Source organism: Streptomyces griseobrunneus, assembly GCF_046713465.1.
Taxonomy (GTDB): domain Bacteria; phylum Actinomycetota; class Actinomycetes; order Streptomycetales; family Streptomycetaceae; genus Streptomyces; species Streptomyces microflavus.
The window spans coordinates 6,645,258-6,670,910 of the sequence record NZ_CP177080.1 but is presented as its reverse complement, the minus strand read 5'-3'; the positions used below and the strand labels follow the sequence as shown (position 1 = coordinate 6,670,910).

The 25,653-nt window shown below is 71.4% G+C and carries 18 protein-coding genes; 9 read left to right on the top strand and 9 right to left on the bottom strand.

Features of this window, described 5'->3' with window-relative positions; all coding sequences use genetic code 11:
* Positions 1-51 precede the first annotated feature (51 nt).
* Both ACK8N7_RS30365 and metH read right to left on the bottom strand, forming a co-directional pair.
* Complete coding sequence (locus tag ACK8N7_RS30365; RefSeq protein WP_015607523.1) at positions 52-753, bottom strand: HAD family hydrolase; 702 nt, start codon at positions 751-753, stop codon at positions 52-54.
* Positions 754-895: 142 nt separating this feature from the next.
* A complete protein-coding gene (metH, locus tag ACK8N7_RS30360; protein WP_403211932.1) occupies positions 896-4,414 on the bottom strand; it encodes a methionine synthase in 3,519 nt (1,172 codons plus the stop codon).
* A gap of 239 nt (positions 4,415-4,653) precedes the next feature.
* On the opposite strand from metH, the gene ACK8N7_RS30355 reads away from it, so the two are divergent.
* From ACK8N7_RS30355 to ACK8N7_RS30330, 6 genes are all read left to right on the top strand, one after another.
* Positions 4,654-5,418: an IclR family transcriptional regulator gene (locus ACK8N7_RS30355; RefSeq protein ID WP_031123735.1), complete on the top strand. Its 765-nt coding sequence runs from the start codon at positions 4,654-4,656 to the stop codon at positions 5,416-5,418.
* A 334-nt stretch (positions 5,419-5,752) separates the two neighbouring features.
* Positions 5,753-6,544 (top strand): MIP/aquaporin family protein, encoded by a 792-nt coding sequence (locus tag ACK8N7_RS30350; protein ID WP_500444591.1) that lies wholly within the window; start codon positions 5,753-5,755, stop codon positions 6,542-6,544.
* Positions 6,545-6,601: 57 nt separating this feature from the next.
* Positions 6,602-8,146 carry a glycerol kinase GlpK gene (gene glpK / locus ACK8N7_RS30345; RefSeq protein WP_403211928.1) on the top strand — a complete coding sequence of 515 codons (1,545 nt, stop codon included), beginning with the start codon at positions 6,602-6,604 and terminating at the stop codon, positions 8,144-8,146.
* Positions 8,147-8,161: 15 nt separating this feature from the next.
* A complete protein-coding gene (locus tag ACK8N7_RS30340) occupies positions 8,162-9,772 on the top strand; it encodes a glycerol-3-phosphate dehydrogenase/oxidase (protein ID WP_403211926.1) in 1,611 nt (536 codons plus the stop codon).
* 129 nt (positions 9,773-9,901) lie between these two features.
* The gene (locus tag ACK8N7_RS30335; protein ID WP_403211924.1) at positions 9,902-10,960 is read left to right on the top strand and encodes an LLM class flavin-dependent oxidoreductase; all 1,059 of its coding nucleotides are present in this window, start codon (positions 9,902-9,904) and stop codon (positions 10,958-10,960) included.
* A 134-nt stretch (positions 10,961-11,094) separates the two neighbouring features.
* Positions 11,095-12,144 carry a PAC2 family protein gene (locus ACK8N7_RS30330; protein ID WP_403211922.1) on the top strand — a complete coding sequence of 350 codons (1,050 nt, stop codon included), beginning with the start codon at positions 11,095-11,097 and terminating at the stop codon, positions 12,142-12,144.
* A 70-nt stretch (positions 12,145-12,214) separates the two neighbouring features.
* Here ACK8N7_RS30330 and ACK8N7_RS30325 read toward each other — a convergent pair whose 3' ends face one another.
* The 5 genes from ACK8N7_RS30325 to ACK8N7_RS30305 form a co-directional block, all read right to left on the bottom strand.
* On the bottom strand, positions 12,215-15,262 hold the full coding sequence (locus tag ACK8N7_RS30325) for an NPCBM/NEW2 domain-containing protein (protein WP_500444590.1): 3,048 nt from the start codon (positions 15,260-15,262) through the stop codon (positions 12,215-12,217).
* Positions 15,263-15,387: 125 nt separating this feature from the next.
* Positions 15,388-16,617: a cysteine--1-D-myo-inosityl 2-amino-2-deoxy-alpha-D-glucopyranoside ligase gene (gene mshC / locus ACK8N7_RS30320; RefSeq protein ID WP_403211918.1), complete on the bottom strand. Its 1,230-nt coding sequence runs from the start codon at positions 16,615-16,617 to the stop codon at positions 15,388-15,390.
* A gap of 132 nt (positions 16,618-16,749) precedes the next feature.
* Positions 16,750-17,589, bottom strand: coding sequence for an SCO1664 family protein (locus ACK8N7_RS30315; RefSeq protein WP_403211916.1), 840 nt, complete (start codon positions 17,587-17,589; stop codon positions 16,750-16,752).
* Complete coding sequence (locus ACK8N7_RS30310; protein WP_015607534.1) at positions 17,553-18,143, bottom strand: DUF3090 domain-containing protein; 591 nt, start codon at positions 18,141-18,143, stop codon at positions 17,553-17,555. Before ACK8N7_RS30310 ends, ACK8N7_RS30315 begins: the two co-directional genes overlap by 37 nt.
* A gap of 71 nt (positions 18,144-18,214) precedes the next feature.
* Positions 18,215-18,937: a histidine phosphatase family protein gene (locus ACK8N7_RS30305; protein ID WP_500444589.1), complete on the bottom strand. Its 723-nt coding sequence runs from the start codon at positions 18,935-18,937 to the stop codon at positions 18,215-18,217.
* Between the two features lie 123 nt (positions 18,938-19,060).
* Between ACK8N7_RS30305 and corA the strand changes: the two genes are divergently transcribed.
* Positions 19,061-20,047, top strand: coding sequence for a magnesium/cobalt transporter CorA (corA, locus tag ACK8N7_RS30300; RefSeq protein ID WP_403211912.1), 987 nt, complete (start codon positions 19,061-19,063; stop codon positions 20,045-20,047).
* 47 nt (positions 20,048-20,094) lie between these two features.
* Here the strand turns inward: corA and ACK8N7_RS30295 are convergent, their stop codons facing one another.
* Both ACK8N7_RS30295 and ACK8N7_RS30290 read right to left on the bottom strand, forming a co-directional pair.
* Positions 20,095-20,883, bottom strand: a complete 789-nt coding sequence (locus tag ACK8N7_RS30295; RefSeq protein ID WP_403211910.1) for a ferritin-like domain-containing protein — start codon at positions 20,881-20,883, stop codon at positions 20,095-20,097.
* Between the two features lie 245 nt (positions 20,884-21,128).
* The gene (locus ACK8N7_RS30290; RefSeq protein ID WP_500444588.1) at positions 21,129-22,178 is read right to left on the bottom strand and encodes an LLM class F420-dependent oxidoreductase; all 1,050 of its coding nucleotides are present in this window, start codon (positions 22,176-22,178) and stop codon (positions 21,129-21,131) included.
* A 138-nt stretch (positions 22,179-22,316) separates the two neighbouring features.
* Here ACK8N7_RS30290 and ACK8N7_RS30285 point away from each other — a divergent pair, with 138 nt between their 5' ends.
* Entirely contained in the window at positions 22,317-23,300 is a 984-nt protein-coding gene (locus tag ACK8N7_RS30285) for an aldo/keto reductase (RefSeq protein WP_403211906.1), read from the top strand.
* On the top strand, positions 23,297-25,624 hold the full coding sequence (locus tag ACK8N7_RS30280; RefSeq protein WP_500444587.1) for a helix-hairpin-helix domain-containing protein: 2,328 nt from the start codon (positions 23,297-23,299) through the stop codon (positions 25,622-25,624). Before ACK8N7_RS30285 ends, ACK8N7_RS30280 begins: the two co-directional genes overlap by 4 nt.
* Positions 25,625-25,653 lie beyond the last annotated feature (29 nt).

Here is a 25,653-nt window from a genome sequence, read left to right as displayed (position 1 = left end):
GCTGTGGCTGATTCACGTCCACGAAAAGTTGCCGGAACGCACACGGATCCTTCAGCTCGTGGCGGTGATGAGCTTCCGCAGGAAGGCGAGGTCGACCTCTTCGAGGGAGCCGACGACGACCCGTCCCGAGGCGGGTGCGATGGGTGCCACGGACGGTACTGCGACGACCCGGCACCCCGCCGCCTCAGCCGCGGCCACCCCGGTCGCGGTGTCCTCGATGACCGCGCAGCGCCACGGGTCGGCGCCGAAGCCCGCAGCGGCGGTGAGATAGGGCTCGGGGTGCGGCTTGGTGCGGGTGACCTCGTCACCGGCGACCGTGAGCGCGAAGTGGTGGTGGCCGACCGAGTCCAGCACCCGGTCGATGATCCGGCGGTGCGAGGCCGAGACGAGCGCGGTGGGAATCCGTGACGCGGACAGCTCGGCGAGCAGCCGCTCGGCGCCCGGCATCAGGGGCACGCCGTGCCGGATGCGCTTCTCGAAGCGGTCGTTGAGGAGCACGGTCAGCTCGTCCAGGGCGATGTCCGCACCGGTGACGTCGATGAGGTAGCCGGCGCTGCGGGTCATCGGCCCGCCCACGACCACGTCCCGCCAGGACTCCTCCAGCCCGTGGCCCAGGTCGGCGAAGACCTCCTTCTCGACGTCCCACCAGAAGCCCTCGGTGTCGACCAGGGTTCCGTCCATGTCGAGAAGGACCGCCTGCAGGGCGGCGCCTTCGGCCGTGCGGGTCAAGGACGCGGGGACCGTACTGGTCATCCGGCACACCTTCCGTAAGGGACGAGAAGGCCGGCCGCCACTCCCGGATGGGGAGGGCGACCGGCCTGCACTGGACCGACCAGTGTACGACCTGTCCGGCGACGGTGCGCGAACGACGCGAGGCGGCAGGGGGAAGAGCCGACTACCGTGCGTTGAAGTACTTCGCCTCGGGGTGATGGATGACGATGGCGTCGGTGGACTGCTCCGGGTGGAGCTGGAACTCCTCGGAGAGCTCCACGCCGATGCGCTCCGGCCCGAGGAGATCGGCGATCTTCGCCCGGTCCTCCAGGTCCGGGCACGCCCCGTAACCGAGCGAGAACCGTGCGCCCCGGTACTTCAGCGCGAACATGTCCTCGACGTCCGCGGGGTCCTCCCCCGCGAAGCCCAGCTCGCTGCGGACCCGGGCGTGCCAGTACTCGGCGAGGGCCTCGGCGAGCTGGACGGAGAGGCCGTGCAGCTCCAGGTAGTCGCGGTAGGAGTTGGCGGCGAACAGTTCGGCGGTGGCCCCGCCGATCCGGGAGCCGACGGTGACGATCTGGAGGCCGATCACATCGGTCTCCCCGGACTCCTCGGGGCGGAAGAAGTCGGCGAGGCAGAGGCGGCGGCCACGGCGCTGGCGCGGGAAGGTGAAGCGGGTCCGCTCGGAGCCGTCGTCGTGGAGGAGGATGAGGTCCTCGCCCTTGGAGACGCAGGGGAAGTAGCCGTAGACGACGGCCGCCTCCAGCAGGTTGTTGGACTGGAGGTGGTCGAGCCAGCCGCGCAGGTGCGGGCGTCCCTCGGTCTCCACCAGCTCCTCGTACGTCGGTCCGTCGCCGGTCCGGGCCTGCTTGAGGCCCCACTGGCCCTTGAACAGGGCGCCCTCGTCGAGCCAGGACGCGTAGTCCTTGAGCGGGATGCCCTTGATGACCCGGGTGCCCCAGAACGGCGGCTCGGGGACGGGGTTGGTAGTGGAGACGTCCGAGCGCACCGAGCCCTCGGGCTCCTCGACCTCCAGTACGGCGGTGTCGGTGTTCTTCTTGGGGACCCGGCGCTGCTTGAGCTCGGGCAGGACGGCACCCGGCACGCCGCGCTTGACGCCGATGAGCGCGTCCATAAGGCGCAGGCCCTCGAAGGCGTCACGGGCGTAGCGGACCTCGCCCTCGTAGATCTCGTGCAGGTCCTGCTCCACATAGGCCCTGGTCAGCGCGGCACCGCCGAGGATCACCGGGAAGTCGGCGGCCATCTTGCGCTGGTTCAGCTCCTGGAGGTTCTCCTTCATGATCACGGTGGACTTCACCAGGAGGCCGGACATGCCGATGACGTCGGCGCGGTGCTCCTCGGCGGCCTCCAGGATCGCGGAGACGGGCTGCTTGATGCCGAGGTTGACGACGTTGTAGCCGTTGTTGGAAAGGATGATGTCGACGAGGTTCTTGCCGATGTCGTGGACGTCGCCGCGGACGGTGGCCAGCACGATCGTGCCCTTGCCGTCGGCGTCGGACTTCTCCATGTGCGGCTCCAGATGGGCCACCGCGATCTTCATGACCTCGGCGGACTGGAGGACGAACGGCAGCTGCATCTGGCCGGAGCCGAACAGCTCGCCGACCACCTTCATGCCTTCGAGCAGCGTGTTGTTGACGATGTCCAGGGCCGGGGTGTCCTGGAGCGCCTCGTCCAGGTCGGCCTCCAGGCCGTTCTTCTCGCCGTCGATGATGCGGCGCTGGAGCCGCTCGTCGAGCGGAAGGGCCATCAGCTCCTCGGCCCGACCCGCCTTCATCGACTTCATGTTGACGCCCTCGAAGAGGCCCATGAGCTTCTGGAGGGGGTCGTAACCCTCGCTGCGGCGGTCGTAGATCAGGTCGAGTGCGACCTTGACCTGCTCCTCCTCCAGCCGTGCGATGGGCAGGATCTTGGAGGCGTGCACGATCGCGGAGTCCAGGCCCGCCTTGACGCACTCGTCGAGGAAGACGGAGTTCAGCACGACCCGGGCGGCCGGGTTCAGGCCGAAGGAGATGTTGGAGAGGCCCAGCGTGGTCTGGACGTCCGGGTGGCGCTTCTTCAGCTCGCGGATCGCACCGATCGTCGCGATGCCGTCGCCGCGGGACTCCTCCTGACCGGTGCAGATGGTGAAGGTCAGGGTGTCGATGAGGATGTCGGACTCGTGGATGCCCCAGTTGGTGGTGAGGTCCTCGATCAGCCGCTCGGCGATGGCGACCTTGTGCTCGACCGTGCGGGCCTGGCCCTCCTCGTCGATCGTCAGGGCGATCAGGGCGGCGCCGTGCTCCGAGGCCAGGGCGCTGACCTGCGCGAAGCGGGACTCGGGGCCGTCGCCGTCCTCGTAGTTCACCGAGTTCAGCACCGCACGGCCGCCGAGCTTCTCCAGGCCCGCGCGCAGGACGGGCAGCTCGGTGGAGTCCAGCACGATCGGGAGGGTGGAGGCGGTCGCGAAGCGGCCGGCCAGCTCCGCCATGTCGGCGGCGCCGTCGCGGCCCACGTAGTCGACGCAGAGGTCGAGCATGTGCGCGCCCTCGCGGATCTGGTCGCGGGCCATCTCCACGCAGTCGTCCCAGCGGGCCTCCAGCATGGCCTCGCGGAACTTCTTGGAGCCGTTGGCGTTGGTGCGCTCCCCGATGGCCAGGTAGGCGGTGTCCTGGCGGAAGGGGATCGTCTGGTAGAGGGAGGCCGCGCCGGGCTCGGGGCGCGGGTTCCGCTCGCCAGGCGTGAGCCCGCGGGCCCGCTCGACGACGGCCTTCATGTGCGCCGGGGTCGTACCGCAGCAGCCGCCGATGAGGGAGAGGCCGTAGTCCCGGACGAACGTCTCCTGGGAGTCGGCGAGGCCGTCGGGGCCGAGCGGGAAGTGCGCGCCGTCCTTGGTGAGGACGGGCAGGCCCGCGTTGGGCATGCACATCAGGGGCGTACGGGAGTGGCGGGCGAGGTAGCGCAGATGCTCGCTCATCTCGTCCGGGCCGGTCGAGCAGTTCAGACCGATCAGGTCGATGCCGAGCGGCTCCAGGGCGGTGAGGGCGGCGCCGATCTCGGAGCCGAGCAGCATGACGCCGGTCGTCTCGAAGGCGAGGGAACAGATCAGGGGCACGTCGATGCCGAGGGCGTCCATCGCCCGGCGCGCGCCGATGATGCTGGACTTGGTCTGCAGCAGGTCCTGGGTGGTCTCGACGATCAGGGCGTCCGAGCCGCCCGCGAGGAGGCCCTCGGCGTTCTTCTGGTAGCCGTCGCGCAGGACGTCGTACGTGATGTGGCCGAGCGAGGGCAGCTTGGTGCCGGGGCCGATCGAGCCGAGGACCCAGCGCTGGCGGCCGTCCTTGCCGGAGTACTCGTCCGCGACCTCACGGGCGATGCGGGCCCCCGACTCGGAGAGCTCGAAGATCCGGTCGGCGACCTCGTACTCGTTGGCCGCGGAGTGGTTCGCGCCGAAGGTGTTGGTCTCGACGCAGTCGACGCCGACCGCGAAATACTCCTCGTGGACGGAGCGCACGATGTCGGGGCGGGTGATGTTGAGGATCTCGTTGCAGCCTTCGAGGTTCTCGAAGTCCTCAAGGGTCGGGTCCTGTGCCTGGAGCATGGTGCCCATCGCACCGTCTGCTACCACCACCCGGGTGGCGAGTGCCTCGCGCAGGGCTGCTGCGCGGGTCCGGCTGTCGGGGGCGGGTGTCGGCAACGAGGCCATGGATGATCTCCCAGGGATGCGACGGCTGTCGGCTTTGCGTCCTTCTTGGGGAAGGCGCACCCCGTCAGCGTAGCCGGACACCCCTGCCCGTGGTCGGTGCGTCCAGGAGACGGACTGCATGCTTTGCGGGTGCGGCACCGTCGGCCGGCCGGAGGCGACTTTCCCCCGGAGTCAGACAGAGGTCGACATCGACCGATAGTGTTCAGCATTGTCGAACCGAGGTGGAGGAGTACGGCGCGATGGCCAAGAACATCCAGTCGCTGGAGCGGGCGGCCGCGATGCTGCGTCTGCTGGCGGGCGGCGAGCGGCGGCTCGGGCTTTCCGACATCGCCTCCTCCCTGGGGCTGGCCAAGGGCACCGCCCACGGAATCCTGCGCACCCTCCAGCTGGAGGGGTTCGTCGAGCAGGACGCGACGTCGGGGCGCTACCAGCTCGGCGCCGAGCTGCTGCGGCTGGGCAACAGCTATCTCGACGTCCACGAGCTGCGGGCCCGCGCCCTGGTCTGGACGGACGACCTGGCCCGCTCCAGCGGCGAGAGCGTCCACCTCGGCGTGCTGCACCAGCACGGCGTGCTCATCGTCCACCACGTGTTCCGGCCCGACGACAGCCGCCAGGTGCTGGAGGTCGGGGCGATGCAGCCGCTGCACTCCACAGCGCTCGGCAAGGTGCTGTCCGCGTTCGACCCGGTGGCGCACAGCGAGGTCATGGAGGCGGAGCGCCGCTCCTTCACCGGGCGCACGGTCACGGCCGCCGACGAGTTCGAGGCGATGCTCGACTTGATCCGCGCGCAGGGCTGGGCCGCCGACGCCGAGGAGACCTGGGAGGGCGTGGCCGCCGTGTCGGCCCCCGTCCACGACCGGCGCAGGATGCCGGTGGGCGCGGTGGCCGTGACGGGCGCGGTGGAGCGGGTGGCGCCGGGCGGCGTCCTGCGCCCCGAGCTGATCGCCGCCGTACGGGACTGTGCCCGCGCGGTCTCCCGGGACCTGGGCGCCGGCCGCTTCTGAGGGCCGGGCGACCACCCCCGTAACACCTTCCGCATCCGCCCGCTCGCGCCCTCGCGCGTCCGGGCGCATCGTGGGGTAACGATCGCGTCGCGCACCGAGTCCTGCACCACAGAACCCTTGACGCTTCCTTCACTCGGGGGAAACACTGCCGTTCAACGGTCGGCATTGTCGAACGCCTAACGGCAATACGCGTTAGGGTGTGACAGTGCCAAGGGCCGGTCAAGCCCTTACAGGTGGGCTGCCCACGCTTTGTGGATACCCATCTGGGGCGCGGACCATCGGAGGGACCCGATGTGTTCCGCTCTCCCCTGGACGAAGGACAAAGGAGTCGCGGGTGTCCAGCTCCGACATTTTCATCGGCGAGACCATCGGTACCGCCATACTCATCCTGCTCGGCGGCGGTGTCTGTGCCGCCGTCACGCTGAAGCGCTCGAAGGCCCAGAACGCGGGCTGGCTGGCCATCACCTTCGGGTGGGGTTTCGCCGTGCTGACCGGCGCCTATCTGGCCGGCGGCGTCTCGGGGGCCCACCTCAACCCCGCGGTCACCCTCGGCCTCGCCATTCAGGGCGGCACCGCGTGGGGCGATGTGCCCCTCTACCTCGCCTCCCAACTGCTCGGCGCGATGATCGGCGCCGTACTGGTCTACGCGGTGTACTACGGGCAGTTCCATGCCCACCTCACCGACCCGGAGATCATCAAGGCGCAGCCCGCCGACGAGGCCATGGTCGACCAGACCGCCGCCCCCAAGGCCGGCCCGGTGCTCGGGATCTTCTCCACCGGCCCCGAGATCCGCAACGGCGTGCAGAACGTCGTCACCGAGATCATCGCCACGCTCGTGCTGGTCCTGGCGATCCTGACCCAGGGCCTCAACGACGAGGGCAACGGCCTCGGCACGCTCGGCGCCCTGGTCACCGCCCTGGTCGTCGTCGGTATCGGCCTCTCGCTCGGCGGGCCCACGGGCTACGCCATCAACCCGGTCCGCGACCTCGGACCGCGCATCGTGCACGCGGTGCTCCCGCTGCCGAACAAGGGTGGTTCGGACTGGGGCTACGCGTGGGTACCCATCGTGGGTCCGCTCATCGGCGGCGCCCTCGCCGGTGGGCTCTACAACCTCGCCTTCGCCTAGCCCACGCGGGTATCAGCGCCGTAACCCCTTTCACCCACAGACTTCCGGGAGCACACCGTGACCGAAGCACACACCACCGGCACCCACGGCACCGGCCCGTTCATCGCGGCCATCGACCAGGGCACCACCTCCAGCCGCTGCATCGTCTTCGACAAGGACGGCCGGATCGTCTCGGTCGACCAGAAGGAGCACGAGCAGATCTTCCCGAAGCCGGGATGGGTCGAGCACGACGCGACCGAGATCTGGGAGAACGTGCAGGAGGTCGTCGCCGGGGCCATCGTCAAGGCCGGCATCACCTCCGCCGACGTCAAGGCGATCGGCATCACCAACCAGCGCGAGACCACCCTGCTGTGGGACAAGAACACCGGTGAGCCGGTGCACAACGCCCTCGTCTGGCAGGACACGCGCACCGACGCGCTCTGCAGGGAGCTCGGCCGCAACGTGGGCCAGGACCGCTTCCGCCGCGAGACCGGGCTGCCGCTCGCCTCGTACTTCGCCGGGCCCAAGGTCCGCTGGCTGCTCGACAACGTCGAGGGGCTGCGTGAGCGCGCCGAGGCCGGCGACATCCTCTTCGGCACCATGGACTCCTGGGTCATCTGGAACCTGACCGGCGGCACCGACGGCGGCGTGCACGTCACCGACGTCACCAACGCCTCGCGCACCCTCCTGATGAACCTGCACCGGATGGAGTGGGACGAGAAGATCCTCTCCTCCATCGGCATCCCGGCCGCGGTCCTCCCCGAGATCCGTTCCTCCGCCGAGGTGTACGGCCACGCCAAGGGCGGCATCCTCGACGGTGTCCCCGTCGCCTCCGCGCTCGGCGACCAGCAGGCGGCCCTGTTCGGCCAGACCTGTTTCGCCGAGGGCGAGGCCAAGTCCACGTACGGCACCGGCACCTTCATGCTGATGAACACCGGCGGTACCCCGGTGAACTCGTACAACGGTCTGCTCACCACCGTCGGCTACCAGATCGGCGACAAGCCCCCGGTGTACGCCCTGGAGGGCTCCATCGCGGTCACCGGTTCGCTGGTGCAGTGGATGCGCGACCAGATGGGCCTGATCAAGTCGGCCGCCGAGATCGAGACGCTGGCCTCCTCGGTCGAGGACAACGGCGGCGCCTACTTCGTGCCCGCCTTCTCCGGCCTGTTCGCCCCCTACTGGCGTCCCGACGCCCGTGGGGTGATCACCGGTCTCACCCGATACGTCACCAAGGCGCACATCGCCCGTGCCGTCCTGGAGGCCACCGCCTGGCAGACCCGCGAGATCAGCGACGCCATGACGAAGGACTCCGGCGTCGAGCTGACCGCGCTCAAGGTCGACGGCGGCATGACGTCCAACAACCTGCTGATGCAGACGCTCGCCGACTTCCTGGACGCACCCGTGGTGCGCCCCATGGTCGCCGAGACCACCTGCCTCGGCGCCGCCTACGCCGCCGGCCTGGCCGTCGGCTTCTGGCCGGACACCGACGCGCTGCGCGCCAACTGGCGCCGGGCCGCCGAGTGGACCCCCCGCATGGACGCGGACACCCGTGCCCGCGAGTACAAGAGCTGGCTCAAGGCCGTCGAACGGACCATGGGCTGGATCGAGGACGAAGAAAGCTGACGAGGAGCATTCACCATGACCACCCTGCAGAGCGTTCCCGCCCTCGGAACGCACCCGGCCTCCGGCTCCCTGCCGAGCCGCGCCGAGACCCGGGAGCAGCTGTCCCGGGCGACCTACGACCTCCTGGTCATCGGCGGCGGCATCCTGGGCATCTCCACCGCCTGGCATGCCGCGCAGTCCGGGCTGCGGGTGGCACTGGTGGACGCCGGTGACTTCGCCGGCGCCACCTCCTCCGCCTCCTCCAAGCTGCTCCACGGCGGTCTGCGCTACCTCCAGACCGGCGCGGTCAAGCTGGTCGCGGAGAACCACTTCGAGCGCCGCGCGATCTCCCGCGAGGTCGCCCCGCACCTGGCCAACCCGCTCACCTTCTACCTGCCGGTCTACAAGGGCGGCCCGCACGGCGCGGCCAAGCTCGGCGCGGGCGTCTTCGCCTACTCCGCGCTCTCCGCGTTCGGCGACGGCGTCGGCCATGTCATCTCCCCGGCCAGGGCGCAGCGTGACGTGCCCGAGCTGCGCACCGACAACCTGAAGGCCGTCGCGGTCTACGGCGACGACCAGATGAACGACGCCCGCATGGCGCTGATGACGGTCCGCGCAGCCGTCGACGCGGGCGCGGCCGTCCTCAACCACGCGGCCGTCACCGGACTCCGCTTCACCCGGGGCCGGGTCACGGGCGCCGACCTGAAGGACAGCGTCGACGGTACGGAGTTCGGCGTCACCGCCCGGCTCGTGCTGAACGCGACCGGCCCCTGGGTCGACCACCTGCGGAAGATGGAGGACCCGAACGCGGCCCCCTCCATCCGCCTCTCCAAGGGCGCGCACCTGGTCCTCAAGCGGACCCGTCCGTGGCGGGCGGCGCTGGCCACCCCGATAGACAAGTACCGCATCACGTTCGCCCTGCCGTGGGAGGACATGCTGCTCCTCGGCACGACGGACGAGGAGTACGAGGGCGACCCGGCGGACGTGTCGGTGACCGAGGCGGACACCGCGCAGATCCTTGACGAGGCGGCGTTCTCGGTCAAGGACCAGCAGCTCTCCCGCGACCTGATCACCTACTCCTTCGCGGGGCTGCGGGTGCTGCCCGGCGGTCCGGGCGACACCTCCAAGGCCAAGCGCGAGACGGTCGTCACGGAGGGCCGCGGCGGGATGCTGTCGGTCGCGGGCGGCAAGTGGACGACGTTCCGCCACATCGGCCGCACGGTCATGAACAAGCTGGCCGCCCTGCCTGGGCACCCGCTGGCGGAGGACATGGAGCCGATGAACCGGCTGCCGAGGAAGCTGCCGCTGCCCGGGATCGCCAACCCGAACGCGGTCGCGCACCGGCTGCTGATCGACGGCCCCGCCCCCGGCCCGCGGATGGCGCCGGACACCGCCCGGCACCTGGCCACGCACTACGGCTCGCTCGCCTTCGACATCGCGCGGCTGGCCAACGAGAGCCCGGAGCTGGCCGAGCGCGTCCACCCGGACGCCCCGGAGATCTGGGCGCAGGTCGCCTACGCCCGCGACCACGAGTGGGCCGAGACGGCGGACGACGTGCTGCGCCGCCGGACCACGCTGACGATCCGGGGCCTGGCGACGGACGACGTCCGCGACGGCGTCGAGAAGCTGCTGGCCGACCGGGACTGACCGGCGTGTGACGTGGACGGGGGCCGCTTCCTGGGGGGAGCGGCCCCCGTTCGCGCGTACGGGCGTGTCCCCGGCACGCGCCACACTCCCGCCATACCCGTGCAATGTGCCGCGAGGAAAGTGGAGGGCATGAGATTCTCGGTGCTTTCCCTGATCGGCCATGACCCACACCCTCTGACCGGCGAACTCCCCTCCCCCGCCGACCGGTTCGAGGAGGTGATCGCCACCGCGTCCGTCGCGGAGGAGCTCGGCTTCGACTCCTACTCGGTCGGCGAGCGGCACGCCGGAGCCTTCCTCTCCTCCAGCCCGAGCGTCGTGCTCGGCGCGATCGCGGCCCGTACCACCACGATCCGGCTGCTCACCGGGGTGACCGTCGTCGCGATCCTCGACCCGGTCCGGGTGGCGGAGGACTTCGCGACGCTCGACCAGATATCCCGGGGCCGGATCGAACTGGTCGTCGGGAAGGGCGCCGAGGCGGGCCACTTCGACCTCTTCGGGCTCGACGAGGAACGGCAGTGGGACCTCCAGAAGGAGAAGTACGAGCTGCTGCGTCGGCTGTGGAGCGAGGAGGGCGTCGACTGGGAGGGCGAGTTCCGCCCGCCGCTGAAGAACGTGACGACCGTGCCACGTCCGCACGACGGCCTCCCGCGCATCTGGCACGGCTCGGCGACCAGCCTCAACTCCCCCGAGCTGGCGGCGAAACACGGTGACCCGCTGTTCACCGCCAACGCCATCCAGCCGCGCGAGGCGTACGCGAAACTCATCGCGCACTACCGGGAGCGGTTCGAGGCGTACGGCCACGATCCGGCGGACGCCCGGGTGGCGGCGGGCTCCGGCGGGCTGCTCATCGCGGACAGCTCGCAGGCGGCCGTCGAACAGTACAAGGAGCTGTACGAGGCGCGGGTGCGGCAGACGTTCAAGCCGCACCTGGCGGGGAAGGCCGGCTACAACACCCCGTTCCGGACGATCGAGGACGCGATCGAGGGCGGCCCCCAGCTGATCGGCTCCCCGCAGCAGATCATCGACAAGATCCTCGGCTGGCACACGGTCTACCGCCACGACCTCCAGTCGATCACCGTGGACGGCTTCGGGCTGAGCCGGCCGGAACAGCTGGAGACGCTCCAGCGGTTCGCCGAGGAGATCGCCCCGGTGGTGCGGCGGGAAGCGCCGTCCTCGCTCTGGGAGTGAGCTGATGCACTGTTGGGGCCGATGATCCACACCTGCTGGCAAGGTTCACCCGGCCGTGCAAACGGGCTGCGGTCCAAGGGTCCCGAAGCCGTAAGGTTGCTCCGTACGTATGGAGACATCGGAAGGGGGCCCGGGTGATCGAGCTCGAGTCAGTGCCCGAGCTGATCGACCCGGTCATGGTGGCCGCGTTCGAAGGCTGGAACGACGCCGGTGACGCCGCCTCCACAGCGGTCGGCCATCTGGACCGGGAGTGGAAGGGCGAGGTGTTCGCGGCGCTGGACGCCGAGGACTACTACGACTTCCAGGTCAACCGGCCCACGGTGTGGCTGGACAACGGAGTGCGCAAGGTCACCTGGCCGACGACCAGGCTGTCGGTGGTGCGCGTCGGCGGGGAGAAGCCGCGGGACCTCGTCCTGGTGCGCGGTATCGAACCGTCGATGCGCTGGCGCTCGTTCTGCAACGAGATCCTCGGCTTCGCCCATGAGCTGGGCGTCGAAATGGTCGTCATCCTGGGCGCGTTGCTCGGTGACACCCCGCACACCCGGCCGGTGCCGGTGAGCGGGGTCACCTCCGACGCGGACCTGGCACGCACGATGGACCTGGAGGAGACCCGGTACGAGGGCCCGACGGGGATCGTCGGCATCCTCCAGGAGGCGTGCACCCATGCCGGGGTGCCGGCGGTGAGCCTGTGGGCGGCGGTGCCGCACTACGTGTCGCAGCCGCCGAACCCGAAGGCGACGCTGGCCCTGCTGAACCGGCTGGAGGACCTGATCGGGCTGCGCATCCCGCTGGGCGAGCTGCCCGAGGACGCGCGGGCCTGGCAGGTCGGGGTGGACCAGCTGGCGGCGGAGGACAGCGAGGTCGCGGAGTACGTCCAGACGCTGGAGGAGGCGCGGGACACCGCGGAGCTGCCCGAGGCGTCCGGAGAGGCCATCGCCCGGGAGTTCGAGCGGTATCTGCGGCGCCGGGACGGCGGCCCCGGGCCGGGCCCCGGCGGCCATGCGACGGAGAGCGGGGACTCGACGTACCTGCGGGACCCGTCGACCGGCCGCACCCGGCCGCCGAAGCCGCCCCGGCCGGAGCCCGGGCCGGGTCAGGGTCCGGGGCCCGGTCAGGGCCCGGGGAAGAAGCCCGAGGACAAGGGCCCTGACGAGGCGTCCGGGGAGAGCCCGGACGAGGAGTGACGAGGCTCGCGGGCGGGGGTGCTGTACGGGAGGTCATCCCGTACAGCACCCCCTTCCTCATGTGCGGGGCTCAGGCGCAGTGGAACTTCGCCGCGGCCCAGTCGCCGTGGTCCCCGGTCTTGGACCCGTTGGTGTCGGTGACCTTCAGACGCACCTGCCGTACGCCGTCGAGCTTCACGTCCACCGGTACGGTCGCCGAGGCTCCGGTGAGCTTCGGCGAGGTCCACAGCACCTTGCCGTCACCCTCTACTGAGAACGCGACCTCTCCATAGCCGTTGATCTCGTCGTCGATCCCCACATCGGCGGTGAAGGCGGTGCAGCGGCCGCCGAGGTGGATCGCGATGTCGGAGTCCGCGTGGGTGCCGATGCCCTTCTCGTACGTGGTGCCCGCGAGCGTCAGCGTCCTGCCGTCGGCCGCCCCTGACTCCCCGTTGGAGCGGTCGCGTTCGGCGGGCCCGTAGCCGTTGGTCTCCGAGAGCCAGACGAGGTCGCTCGCCCAGGCCTGGCCGGTGGGCGGCGGTGGCAGTACGGAGAGCGCGAGCCGCTGTTCGCTGCTGCGGGTCTCTCCGGCGACCCGGTAGCGGGCGAGGGCGGTGAGCCTGGTCTCCCGTACCTCCGCGTCCTTCGCCGGGGTCACCTCCACCGCGACCCGGCGGGTGGCGCCCGCCGGTATCCGGCCCGGGACCTTCGCCGGGGCGCTCTTCCAGCCCGCGGGCACCTGGAGGGTGACCGAGGCATCGGTGAGATCGGCGCTGCCCGCGGTGATGTCGACCTGGACCTGGCCGGGCGTTCCCGCGCCGGCCTCCTGGCCCGTGGGGGCGGTGAGCACGGCTGCCGCGGAAGCCTTCTTGCCGCCGACCGCGCTGGTGCCGCTCAGCTCGACCGTGAACTTCTTGTCCGTGCGCTGGGGCGCGGTCTTGACGTGCACCACCCCGCCGCGGTCGTCCCGGTCGTACCACCATCCCTGTTGGGCGGCCTTGTACGCGGCCTCGGAGGTCAGCCGGGGCAGGGCCCGGTCCAGTTGCACTGCGCGAGGCTCGGAGCCGGTGTGCACGGTGAACTCGTAGGGGCGCTTGCTCTGTTTGCCGGTGAAGCTCCCCCGGCTCTCGTTGATGGTGACCTTGACGTCGCCCGCCCCGCGCACGGGGGCGCGGACGTCGGCGCGCTGGGTGGCGTACTTGCCGTCCCGGTGCTGCCGGGTGACGCCGTCGTCCTCGTAAAGGGTGAAGGAGGTGTTGCCCTGCGGGTAGATGTCCCAGGCGAGCGGGGAGGAGGCGGTGCGGTCGCGGTAGGAGCGGATGCCGGGCCACATCGGGACGGCGGCGCCCGCCTTCACGAAGAGGGGCAGGGTGTCGAGCGGGGCGCTGTAGGAGTCGATGGTGGTGGGGCCTTCGTAGGTGCGGCCGCTCCAGTAGTCGATCCAGGTGCCCTTGGGGAGGTAGATGTCCCGGCGCTCGGTGGTGTCCTGGTAGACGGGCGCGACGAGGAAGTGCTCGCCGGAGAGGAACTCGTACTTCGCGGCCTCCGTCGACGCCTTGGGGTCGTCCGGGTATTCGAGGACCAGCGGACGGACCATGCCGACACCGCTCTTGGTCGCCTCGTGGGCGTAGGAGTACTGGTAGGGCAGCAGCGACTCCTTGAGCTTCAGGTAGTCGCGGTTGACGGAGGTGTACGGCTCCCCGTGACGGAACGGCTGCTTGTCCATGGGGGCCCAGCCGTCCATGGTCATCGTCGTGCCGAGGAACATCTTCCACTGGAGGTCACGCGTGTACGTCTTGGCGCTGCCGCCGAAGATGCCGTCGATGTCACCGGTGGTGTAGGCGAGTCCGGACATCGTGGCGCCCGCGTAGGTGGGGATCTGCCAGCGGATGTACTCCCAGGTGCCGGACTGGTCGCCGGACCACTGCACTCCGCAGCGCTGCGCGCCCGCCCAGCTCTCGGGGGCCCAGGTGAAGCCCCGGGCGTCGCTGTTGTCCTCGATGCCCTTGTAGGCGTCCTTGCAGCCGTCGAGGGCGAACTTGTAGCCCTCCCCGACCCAGGCGACGTCCAGCTTGGCGACCCGCTGACCGGCCTTCACCTGGGCGGCAAGGTCCTCGATGCCGTCCTCGGTCCACAGGCCGAGCTCCATCTTGCGGTCCTTCAGGCCCTGGGCGGTCTCCTCCAGGTCCTCGTAGCCGCAGCCGTAGCCGTCGTTGACCAGCATCCAGCCGTTCGGCATGTCGTTCTCGACGTACCCGTCCGCCACCTTCAGCGCGTCCAGGGTGCGGCGCTCGCCCCGGTTGGCGTTGTGGAGGTAGCAGTCGGCATCGCCCACCTCCATGCCGTAGACGGGCGGCAGGAAGGGTTTGCCGGTGAGGTCGGTGTACTGCCCGATGACGTCCTTGGCCCCGCCCCCGGCGAAGTAGTAGGCGTCGAAACGCTGTTCCTTCGCGCTGGTCGTCACCGGGTCGGTGAACGCGTAGGTGCCCGGGGCGTAGGTGTTGCGGAAGACGCCGTAGCCGGCCGACGAGAGGTAGAAGGGTACGGAGTTGGGGTGGCCGCCGTCGTTCCAGTTGTAGTCGACGGCGACCTGGACGGTCTTGTCGCGGTGGGAGGTGTTGCCCCGGCCGTTCTGCATCCCGGCGCCGTAGAACTGCTCCCCGGCGCCCCGGGCCAGGGTCTGGACGGTCGTGTCGCCGGTCCAGCTCAGCCCCTTCGCCTCGGACCAGACGCGGCTGCCGTCGGCCCGGTGCAGGGCGAAGCGCAGCGGCTTCTTGTAGGCCCGCAGGGTGACCTCGCCGGTCGACAGCTCGTAGCGGTCGCCGCGGTCCTTCCAGCGGGTGCGGGGCGCCTTGCCCTGCGGCAGGACGATGTCGTCGCCCGTGGGGTCGGTGAACCGGCCGTCGGGGGCGAGTTCGATGCGGAACGTCTCCTCGGAGACGAAGCTGACGCGGGCCTCGGCCGGGCCGGCGCTCAGCCGGTACACGGGCCCCTCGGCACGGAACCCGGTCACGTCGCCGACCGTGGTGGCCTCCGGCGGGGCGTCTTCGGCGCGGGCGTTGCCGGGCCCGGCCAGGGCGGCGAACAACCCGAGCGCCACAGCAACAGCTGCCGCTCTGATGCGTGTTGTTGATTGCATAGGAAGCTTTTAGCGCAACTTCGAGCATGTGACTACGGACAAAAGGGGACCGGCCCCGAACTTCGTAGAGAAGTCCGAGGCCGGTCCGGAGAATCGGATCGGGCGGCGGCGGGCCGCCCTCCGTACTACAGCGCGACCCCCAGAAGGGCGTCGACGGTACGGGAGACGAGGCCGGGTGCCCCCTCATCCGTACCGCCCTCGGCGCTCTGGAGCTCGGCCCAGCGGTCCACCGCGGCGAGCGCCGTGGGCGTGTCCAGGTCGTCGGAGAGGGCCTCGCGGACCTCCTCGACCAGCGCGTCGGCCGGCCGCCCGTCGGGGCGCGAGACCGCGGCCCGCCAGCGGGCGAGGCGCTCGACGGCGTCGGCGAGCACCTGGTCGGTCCACTCCCAGTCGGAGCGGTAGTGGCGGGAGAGCAGTGCGAGGCGCAGGGCCGCCGGGTCCACGCCCTCGCGGCGCAGGGCCGAGACGAAGACGAGGTTGCCGCGGGATTTGGACATCTTCTCGCCGTGGAGGCCGACCATGCCGGCGTGGACGTACGCCTTGGCGAACGGGTGCTCGCCGGTCAGCGCCTGGGCGTGCGAGGCGCCCATCTCGTGGTGCGGGAAGGCGAGGTCGGAGCCGCCGCCCTGGATGTCGAAGCCCATGCCGAGGTGGTCGAGCGCGATCGCGACGCACTCGATGTGCCAGCCCGGGCGGCCCTCGCCCAGGGAGGCCCCGTCCCAGCTCGGCTCGCCCGGGCGGGCGGCCATCCAGAGCATCGGGTCGAGGGGGTTCTTCTTGCCGGGGCGCTCGGGGTCGCCGCCGCGCTCGGCGGAGAGCAGGCGCATCGCCGCCGCGTCGAGCCCGGAGACCTCGCCGAAGTGCGGGTCGGCGTCGACGGAGAAGTACACGTCGCCTTCGAGGTCGTAGGCGGCGCCCGCCTCCCTCAGCCGTTCGACGAGCGGCACGATGCCCGGTATGGCCTCGACCGCTCCGATGTAGTGCTGCGGGGGCAGCATCCGCAGGGCGGTCATGTCCTCGCGGAAGAGTGCCGTCTCGCGCTCCGCGAGCTCGGTCCAGTCCTGACCGTCGCGCACGGCCCGCTCCAGGAGCGGATCGTCCACGTCGGTCACGTTCTGGACGTAGTGAACCTGCCGCTTGGTGTCGAGCCACACGCGTTGAACGAGGTCGAACGCGTTGTAGGTCGCCGCATGACCCATGTGGGTCGCGTCGTACGGCGTGATGCCGCAGACGTAGATGCGGGCGACGGGACCGGGGTCAAGGGTGATCCGTCCGCCGGTCGCGGTGTCGTGGATCCGAAGGTCGCGGCCCTTGCCAGGCAGGGCGGGGACCTCAGAAGCGGGCCAGGCATGCATGTCATGAGCGTAACCGGACGATGCTTCCGGATACGAACCGGATCCGGAATCCTGTCCGAAGAGGCACTCTTGCGATAAACCCCCGAAAGGCTGTACGGCCGGGGCGCCCCGCCGACGCCCCGGGGCCGGCCGCTACACCGGCGGCCAGGGGATCGGCGGCCACTGACCGCCCGGCTTCGGGTGCACCCCGTCGGCGAGCAGCCCCGTCACCCGCTCCCGCAGGGCCTCCAGCTCGGCAGCCGTGATGAGTTGCGCCATCCGGGTGGCCAGGGGCTCCCCCGCCGCCAGCTCCCCGGCGAGCAGACCGAGCACCCGCAGTGCCTCCTCGGTGAACGGCTCGCCGGCCCAGCCCCACAGGAGGGTGCGCAGCTTGTCGTCCGCGTTGAAGGTGACCCCGTGGTCGATGCCGTACAGCAGTCCGCCGGGGGCCCGCAGCAGATGGCCGCCCTTGCGATCACCGTTGTTGATCACCGCGTCCAGCACCGCGAGCCGCCGCAGCCGGGGGTCGTCCGCGTGCACCAGCAGCGCGGTCCTCCCCTCCCCGACGTCGGCGAAACCCACGGCTTTCCAGCCCTCGCCCGGCTCGTCGTCCTCGACGAGGGCCAGCAGCGCCTGTTCGCCCTCCGTGGGTTCGGGCCCGTCGATCCAGAGCTGGCACATGCCCTCGCCGTACGGCCCGTCCCGCAGCACGGTGGGCGGTACGAGGTCCCATCCGGTCGCCCGGGAGATCTCGTACGCGGCCACCTCCCGCTGCGCGAGCGTCCCGTCCGGGAAGTCCCACAGCGGCTGCTCCCCCGCGACCGGCTTGTAGGCGCAGGTGCGCTCCTCGCCCTCGTGCGCGACGGTGCAGTGCAGCACCGCGTTGGACGCTCCGCCGACCTGCCCGAGCACGGTGAGCGTGCCCTCGGTGAGCAGGGTGAGCAGCTCGGTGTCCGTCAGGCTCCGCGACGGTATCCGTTCTGGCGCGGGCATACGTGTCCTTCCGGATCGAGCGGGAGGCTGCACAACGGGCACGGCGGGCGACCGGCGTTGACGACGTCCAGGGCGCGCTTGGCGAACGCGCGGGCCTGGGCGCCGCTGAGCCGGACGCGGAGCATCGGCGGGCCGTTCTCCTCGTCCTGCAGGAGCTTCTCCTCGGCCTCCGCGAGGTCGTCCTCGGAGTCCGCGTCGAGCTCGACGAGGGCCTGCGCCTCGACGATCATGCGCTGTTCGTCACCGTCCCAGGCCAGGGCCATGGTGCCGACCCGGAACTCCTCCTCGACGGGGACGTCCAGGGGGGCGGTGTCGGTGACGGCGGCGGGAGCCACGGCGGGTACCGGCGAGTTGCCCCCGGTACGCCGGACCACCTCGTCGAGCAGTTCGTCGATCCGCTCGGCCAGGGCGGCCACCTGGGTCTTCTCCAGGGCGACGCTGGTGACCCGCCCCTTGGAGGAGGCCTGCAGGAAAAACGTACGACGGCCAGGCAACCCGACCGTACCGGCCACGAATCGGTCCGGGGGGTCATAGAGGAACACCTGACGGGACACGTCCTGTCTCCCTTGAGAATCGATGGGTGGATAGCGGCGCTACGGCGCGTCCACCCTACTGCCCGCAGAGATCACGGCGCGCCCCCGCCGCCGCCTACCGCCGCATCGGACGTGCCGTCACCCTCGCCGGACGGCACGGCGTCCGCCGCCACGGGCTGTTCGCGCGGTGCCAGCGGGGTGAGATCGCCGGTGTCGCCGACCCGCAGGAGGAAGGGGCGCAGCCGCGTGTAGCGGATCGCGGTGACCGAGCAGGGGTCCACGTGGATGCGCTGGAAGAGGTCCAGGTGCATGCCGAGGGCGTCGGCGACGAGGGACTTGATGATGTCGCCGTGCGAGCACATCACGTATGTGGCGTCCTCGCCGTGCTCCGCCTCGACACGGTCGTTCCAGTCGCGTACGGCGTCGACGGCGCGGGCCTGCATGGCGCGCATCGACTCGCCGCCGGGGAAGGCCGCGGCGGAGGGGTGCTGCTGGACGACGGACATCAGCGGTTCGTCGGAGAGCTCGGCGAGCTTGCGGCCCGACCAGTCGCCGTAGTCGCACTCGCTGATGCGTTCCTCGGTGTGGACGGGCAGCCCGGGGCGGGCGTCGAGCAGCGGCTGGAGCGTCTGCCTGCAGCGCTCCAGGGGGCTGGTGACGGCGGCGGCGATGGCGATGGCGGACAGCCGTGCAGGCAGGGCGGCGGCCTGTTCGGTGCCGCGCTCGTCGAGGAGGACCCCGGGGGTGCGGCCCGCGAGCACTCCGGCGGTGTTGGCGGTGGAGCGTCCGTGGCGTACGAGGATCAGCGTGGGCATACCGGCAGCCTAGATGTCCCGGGGATCCGGGTGCGAGGACGGGCCTGCCGGGGAAGGAGGGGGCGGTGGGCCGACCCCGCCGACCTTGTACGTTGTGGTCCTTAACCTCCCGAGGATGCCGAAATGATCGTGGACTGTGCCATCTACCAGGACGGACGCCGGACCGATGGGCCCGCCGACTTCTCCGACGCCCTCGACGCGGCGCGGAAGTCCGACGACGCCTTCCTCTGGATCGGCCTGCACGAGCCGACCGAGCGGGAATTCGACCTGGTACGCCATGAGTTCGGGCTGCACCCGCTCGCGGTCGAGGACGCGCTGCGCGCACACCAGCGCCCCAAGCTGGAGGTGTACGACGACTCCCTGTTCGCGGTGCTGAAGCCGGTCGTCTACGAGTCGAGCAGCGACACGGTGAGCACCGATGAGCTGATGATCTTCATCGGGGACTCGTTCGTGATGACGGTCCGGCACGGCGACAGCGCTCCGCTGGCGGATGTGCGCAGCCGGCTGGAGGCGGACCCGCAGATACTGGCGCACGGGCCGACCGCGGTTCTGTACGCGATCAGCGACGCGGTGGTGGACCACTACATCGACGTGGCCGGGGAGCTCCAGGTGGACCTGGAGGAGCTGGAGACCGAGGTCTTCGCCCCGAGCGGCGGCGGCGACTCCTCGAACACGGCCGCGAGCATCTACACGTTCAAGCGGCAGGTGCTGGAGTTCCGCCGGGCCACGGGTCCGCTGACGGCGCCGATGACCCGGCTCGCGGGGGCCGGGGTGCCGTTCGTCCACCAGGAGGCGCAGCCGTTCTTCCGTGATGTCGCCGACCACCTGACGCGGGTCAACGAGCAGGTGGAGGGGTTGGACCGGCTGCTGTCGGACATCCTCTCGGCCCATCTCGCGCAGATGGGGGTGCGGCAGAACGACGACATGCGCAAGATCTCGGCGTGGGCGGCCATGGCCGCCGTCCCGACGATGGTGGCGGGCATCTACGGCATGAACTTCGACCACATGCCGGAGCTGCACTGGACGTGGACGTATCCGGCCGTCGTCCTGTTCATGGCCCTGGCTGTGTTCGGCCTCCACCGCCAGTTCAAGCGGCGCGGGTGGCTCTGAGGATCACGCGTGCACCTGATAGGAGCTCGCGTGCTCGTAATGGGGGCTCACGCGTACTCGGGTTCCGGCACGGCCCGGCCACCGAGCACGTCGCGCCGCTCGGGCATCTCCAGGCTCACCATGCGCCGCCAGCCGACGAGGCGCTCGTACGCGTACACCGCGCGGATCCCCGCCGCCAGGGCCACGGCCCTGGGGCGCGGCCAGTCCAGCAACCGGCCCATACGGCCCATCACCGCGAGGCTCACGTCACGGTAGACCCGGATCTCCGCCAGGGCGCATTCCCGCATGATCCGCTGGATGGTCCGGCCGTGCCCCCGGCGGGCGAGCCGCAGCAGTTCCTCGTGGCAGTACGCGAGGTGGTCGTCCTCGTCGTCGGAGATCATCCGTACCGCGCGGCCGATGTCGGGGTGGTCGGCGAAGTACCGCCGCAGCAGCCGCATCTGCTCGGAGGCGCGCTGCTCGGTGATCCGGCTGTGGGCCAGATAGGTGATGATGTCGCGCTCGGTGAGCCGCTCCTCGCCGCGCAGCCGGGAGTGGGCGAGGCCGATGCCCTGCTGCTCCAGCAGCATCGTGTAGTCGGTCTCCGGCGGGACGTCGGCCGGGCGCAGCCCGCGCTTCTTCAGGAGGGCGTTGAAGATCCGGCCGTGCTTGTCCTCGTCGGCGCCGTGCCGGACGATCCTGGGCGCCAGGCCTCGGTGGCTCTCGGGGACCAGGGCGGCGATGCGGGCGTTCTCCCAGCCGCCCTGGGACTCCCCGCTGGCGGCGATGGAACAGAAGAGCCGGTAGGCCTCGTCGTCGTCCAGGATCTCCTGGAACAGGCTTCGGGCTGAGAGCATGACGGCCACCTCCGTACCGGTCTCCGCGGCATCGCGCCGCGGAGCAGTAGTGCGCAGAGCAGCAGTCAAATGCGCCGGGGAGCAGTCGGCAACCGGAGCAGCGGAGACGGCGGCGCAACGCCGGGCCGCGCGGCCCGGCGTAACCCCGGGGCGCGCGGCGCGTTGTTCCCGGTGACGGCCGTGGCGGGGAAGACCCCCGAGCCCCCACCACGGCCGTAGTGCTGCCCCTGCAAGCTCATGGAGGCTCAGGCGAGCCCGGAGCGCTCCAGGGCGTCCGTACCGGCGCGCAGGGCGGTGAGCCGCTCGTCCAGGGTGAAGCCGGCGGGGGCGAGGTTGAGCGTGGTGACCCCGGCGGCGGCGTACGCCTGCATCCGCTCGGCGATGCGCTCGATCGGACCGAGCAGCGTGGTCTGGTCGATCAGCTGGTGCGGTACGGCGGCGGCGGCCCCGGCCTTGTCCCCGTCCAGGTACTTGTCCTGGATCTCGGCGGCCTCCTTCTCGTACCCCATGCGCTGCGCGAGCTGGTTGTAGAAGTTCTGCTTCCGGCTGCCCATCCCGCCGACGTACAGGGCGGTGTACGGGCGGAACATGTCGGCGAGGCCCTTGACGTCGTCACCGACGGCGAGCGGCAGCGTCGGGGAGACGTCGAAGCCCTCCATGGTCTTCCCGGCCTTCTCGCGGCCCGCGCGCAGATAGGTGAGCGCGGTCTCCTCCAGGTGCTCGGCGGAGGGGAAGATCAGCAGGGCGCCGTCGGCGATCTCGCCGGTCTGCTCCAGGTTCTTGGGGCCGATCGCGGCGATGTAGAGCGGGATGTGCTCGCGCTCCGGGTGGACCGTGAGCTTGATCGGCTTGCCGGGACCGCCGGGCAGCGGGAGCGTCCAGTGCTGTCCCTCGTACGAGAGGCGCTCGCGGGTCATCGCCTTGCGGACGATCTCGACGTACTCGCGGGTGCGGGCCAGCGGCTTGTCGAACTTGACGCCGTACCAGCCCTCGGAGACCTGCGGACCCGAGACACCGAGGCCGAGCCGGAAGCGGCCGCCGGAGAGCGAGTCCAGGGTGGCGGCGGTCATCGCGGTCATGGCGGGCTGGCGGGCCGGGATCTGCATGATCGCGGAGCCGACGTCGATGGATTCGGTCTGTGCCGCGACCCAGGTCAGCACGGTCGGCGCGTCCGAGCCGTAGGCCTCGGCCGCCCAGCAGACGTCGTAGCCGAGCCGGTCGGCCTCCTGGGCGACGGCGAGGTTGTCGCCGTCCATCCCAGCGCCCCAGTAACCGAGATTGATGCCGAGCCGCATAGCCGCTCCCCTTACTGATCAGTAACGTCCCTTTCTCCGGACTCTAGCGCGGGTGGCGGCGATCCGGCAGGCCCGCGCGACCTCCCGTTGTCCACAGGCCTCCACCCGGTGAGGCTCCGGCCAGTAATCTCAGCGCCCATGGAGCAGAGGCATCTCGGCCGCACCGGCCTACGCGTGTCCCGGATCGGGCTCGGCACCCTGACCTGGGGCCGGGACACGGACGAGCACGACGCCGCCGAACAGCTCAAGGCCTTCTGGGACGCGGGCGGCACCCTGGTGGACACCGCCGATGTGTACGGGGGCGGGGAGGCCGAATACCTGCTCGGGCGGCTCGTGGACAGCCTGGTGCCGCGCCAGGATCTGGTCATCGCCACGAAGGCGGGCAACGTCCCGGACCCCTACCGCCGCTTCAACGGCTCGCGCGGGCACCTGCTGGCCGCCCTGGACGCCTCCCTGGAGCGGCTCGGCACGGATTACGTGGACCTGTGGCAGATCCACGCCTTCGACCCGGAGACCCCGCTGGAGGAGACGCTCCAGGCGGTGGACCTGGCCGTCTCGTCCGGCCGGGTCCGGTATGCGGGCGTGTCGAACTTCTGCGGCTGGCAGCTGGCCAAGGCTGCCACCTGGCAGCTCACCGCGCCCGGGGTGCGGACCCGGCTGGCCAGTACGCAGATGGAGTACTCGCTGCTCCAGCGCGGCATCGAGCGGGAGGTGCTGCCCGCCGCGCTGGACCTGGGGATCGGGCTGCTGCCGTCCTCCCCGCTGGGCCGGGGCGTGCTGACGGGCAAGTACCGGCAGGGCACCCCGTCCGGATCCCGGGGCGCGTCCGAGCGGCTCGCCCCGTTCGTCGAGCCCTATCTGGACGACGCGGCGGCCCGGATCACCGACGCGGTGGCGACGGCCGCGGACGGCCTGGCGACGAGCCCACTCCATGTGGCACTGGCATGGGTGCGGGACCGGCCCGGGGTGGCCGCGCCGATCGTCGGCGCGCGCAACGCCGGGCAGCTCGCGGAGGCTTTGTCAGTGGAGGCGCTTAGTCTTCCCTACGAGATCTGCCAGGCGCTCGACGATGTGTCAGCGCCCGTGCACCGCTATCCCGACCAGGACTGGAGCACGCTGTGACTGCGCTTCCCGGGGAGACCCCCGGCACCGTCGGCACGGACACACCGCAGGGCGCCGAGCCCCCGGCGGCCACCGACGCCGAAGGCCCCGCGCACGCCGAAGCGCCCGACACCGAGGAGTCCGAGGGCTCGGAGAAGTCCGGGGGCTCGGAGAAGTCCGGGGACCCCGCAGCGGACGGCTCCGAGGTGGACACGCCTGCGGCCGACGCGGCCGCAGGTGACGCATCGGCCGGCACGGAGGGCGGTGACGCATCGGCCGACGCGGAGGGCGACGCGGCGGCCGCTGCCGTGCTGTCGGAAGCACAGGCCGAGCTGGCCGCCCAGCGCGAACTGCGCGAGCGGATCGCGAAGCGCAAGGCGGAGAAGGACGGCCCGGTGGCCGCCGGTGCGAAGCTGAGCGGCACCGCCGCCGACCTGCTCGCGGCCGTACGGGCCGTGGAGAGCGGCGAGAAGGCGGGCACGGAGTTCTTCGACTCCCCCGCCGCCACCCCCGCACCCCGCCGCGCCGCCCCGGCCCCCGCCGGACAGCCTCCCCGCCCCGCCCCCGCCACGGCCGCACCCACCGACCGGACAGCCTCGCCCGAGGCCATGGACGCGGTGCGGGCGGTCCTCACCGAGGGCGGGGCACCCGAGGCCTTGGCCCGCCCGGCCACCGGGACCCTGGGCGAGCAGGCCGCCGAGCTGCTGCGCGCCGACCCCTGGCAGCTGCTGGCGGTGCCGGGCGTCCGGCCCGAGCAGGCGGACGGCTTCGCCCGGGCCCTGCTGGGAGCCGCGTGCGGCCCGGACGACGGGCGCCGCACGTCGGCGCTGGTCGGCTGGCTGCTGGAGCGCGCCGCCCTCCAGGGCCACACCGCGCTGGACGCCGAGGCCGTACGGGCGGCGCTCGCCGAGCGTGCGGTGAGCGACCCGGAGGAGGCCGTGCGCAACGCCGTGGAGGAGGGGGTCGTCCTGGTCTTCCAGGAGGGCGCCGACCCCACGGAGCTGGACGGCTCCGACGAGGACCAGGAGGGCGAGGACACCGGAGAGACCGCCGAGGCCGCGGAGCCGGTCCAGGTGCTGCTGGGCCTGGACCGCTACGCGCTGGCCGAGGAGAGCCTCGCCGACGGCCTGGCCCGCCTGATGAACGCCTGCGAGAAGGGGGCCGACTGGGCGGAGGCGGCAGCCGCCGCCCCGTCCCCCTCGGCCGCCGAGCTGATCCGTACGGCGGCCGCCGCCGGACTGGTCGCGCACAGCGGCGGCGAGGCGGCCCGGGCCGAACCGGCCGCCCTGATCGCGGCGGCGCGGGGCCTGGGGCTGCGGGCCCTGGGCGCCACCCACAGCGAGGACGGCCGCCGCCGGCTGGCCGACGCGGCAGGCGCCCCGGACGCGGCCGTCACCCTGGCCGGGCTGCTCTCCGGCACCGAGGGCCCCGGCCGGGACGAGGACGGGGCGCTCGCGCTGGACCTGCTGGTGGTGCTGGACGCCCCGCAGCTGGACGTGGAGGGCGCTGCCGTCCTGGTCGAGGCGCTGGCGGACGGCGCCCGGCTGGTGCTGAGCGGTGACCCCGGCGTGCTGGGCTCGGCGGGCGCCGGGCGGGTCTTCGCCGATGTGCTGGCCGCGCGGGCGTGCCCGCAGGTCGTCTCCCGTACGCCGGACCCCGGGCCGATCGGCGAGCTGGTCTCCGGTATCGGCATCGGTGAGCTGCTCCAGGTCGAGGCCCCCGGCAAGGAGGTCGTGATCGTCCCGGTCCGCGATGCGGGCGAGGCGGTCCACCGCACGGTGCAGTTGGTCGCGGACTCGGTGCCCCGGGCCTTCTCCATCCCCGCCACCGACACCCAGGTCATCACCGTCGGCCATGGCGGGGCGGCCGGGACCCGGGTGCTCAACGAGGCCCTCAAGCAGCGGCTCAACCCGGGTCCTGGCCGGTTCGGCGGGTTCGACCCGGGCGACCGCGTGATCCATGTCCCCGCGCCCGGCCGTGCGGTGCCCGGGGTGGTGCGCTCGGCCGACGCCGAGGGGCTGCACCTGGAGTGCGCGGGCGTCCCCGTCGTCGTACCGCAGGAGCGGGTGGAATCGGCGGTGCGGCACGGCTGGGCGCTCAGTGCCCATCAGGCGGCCGGGATGCGCTGGCCCGCCGCTGTGGTGGTGCTGCCGGGCGACGCCGCGGCGGGGCTGAGCCGGCCGTGGGTCTACACCGCGTTCGGCCGGGGCGAGCTCCATCTGTCCGTGGTGCACGGGGTGGACCAGGCGCTCCCGCACGCGGTGGCGCAGGTCCCGGCACAGGAGCGGACCACCAGGCTGCGCCCGCTGCTGGAGGCGCTCCCGACGCCCGACGCGGCTTCCTGAGCGACGCATGACGGCGGGCCCCGGCGCAC

Coding starts and splice junctions, on each gene's coding strand:
- ACK8N7_RS30365 (WP_015607523.1), bottom strand. CDS start 753: ATGACCAGTACGGTCCCCGCGTCCTTGACCCGCACGGCCGAAGGCGCC.
- metH (WP_403211932.1), bottom strand. CDS start 4,414: ATGGCCTCGTTGCCGACACCCGCCCCCGACAGCCGGACCCGCGCAGCA.
- ACK8N7_RS30355 (WP_031123735.1), top strand. CDS start 4,654: ATGGCCAAGAACATCCAGTCGCTGGAGCGGGCGGCCGCGATGCTGCGT.
- ACK8N7_RS30340 (WP_403211926.1), top strand. CDS start 8,162: ATGACCACCCTGCAGAGCGTTCCCGCCCTCGGAACGCACCCGGCCTCC.
- ACK8N7_RS30335 (WP_403211924.1), top strand. CDS start 9,902: ATGAGATTCTCGGTGCTTTCCCTGATCGGCCATGACCCACACCCTCTG.
- ACK8N7_RS30325 (WP_500444590.1), bottom strand. CDS start 15,262: ATGCAATCAACAACACGCATCAGAGCGGCAGCTGTTGCTGTGGCGCTC.
- mshC (WP_403211918.1), bottom strand. CDS start 16,617: ATGCATGCCTGGCCCGCTTCTGAGGTCCCCGCCCTGCCTGGCAAGGGC.
- ACK8N7_RS30315 (WP_403211916.1), bottom strand. CDS start 17,589: ATGCCCGCGCCAGAACGGATACCGTCGCGGAGCCTGACGGACACCGAG.
- ACK8N7_RS30305 (WP_500444589.1), bottom strand. CDS start 18,937: ATGCCCACGCTGATCCTCGTACGCCACGGACGCTCCACCGCCAACACC.
- corA (WP_403211912.1), top strand. CDS start 19,061: ATGATCGTGGACTGTGCCATCTACCAGGACGGACGCCGGACCGATGGG.
- ACK8N7_RS30295 (WP_403211910.1), bottom strand. CDS start 20,883: ATGCTCTCAGCCCGAAGCCTGTTCCAGGAGATCCTGGACGACGACGAG.
- ACK8N7_RS30290 (WP_500444588.1), bottom strand. CDS start 22,178: ATGCGGCTCGGCATCAATCTCGGTTACTGGGGCGCTGGGATGGACGGC.
- ACK8N7_RS30285 (WP_403211906.1), top strand. CDS start 22,317: ATGGAGCAGAGGCATCTCGGCCGCACCGGCCTACGCGTGTCCCGGATC.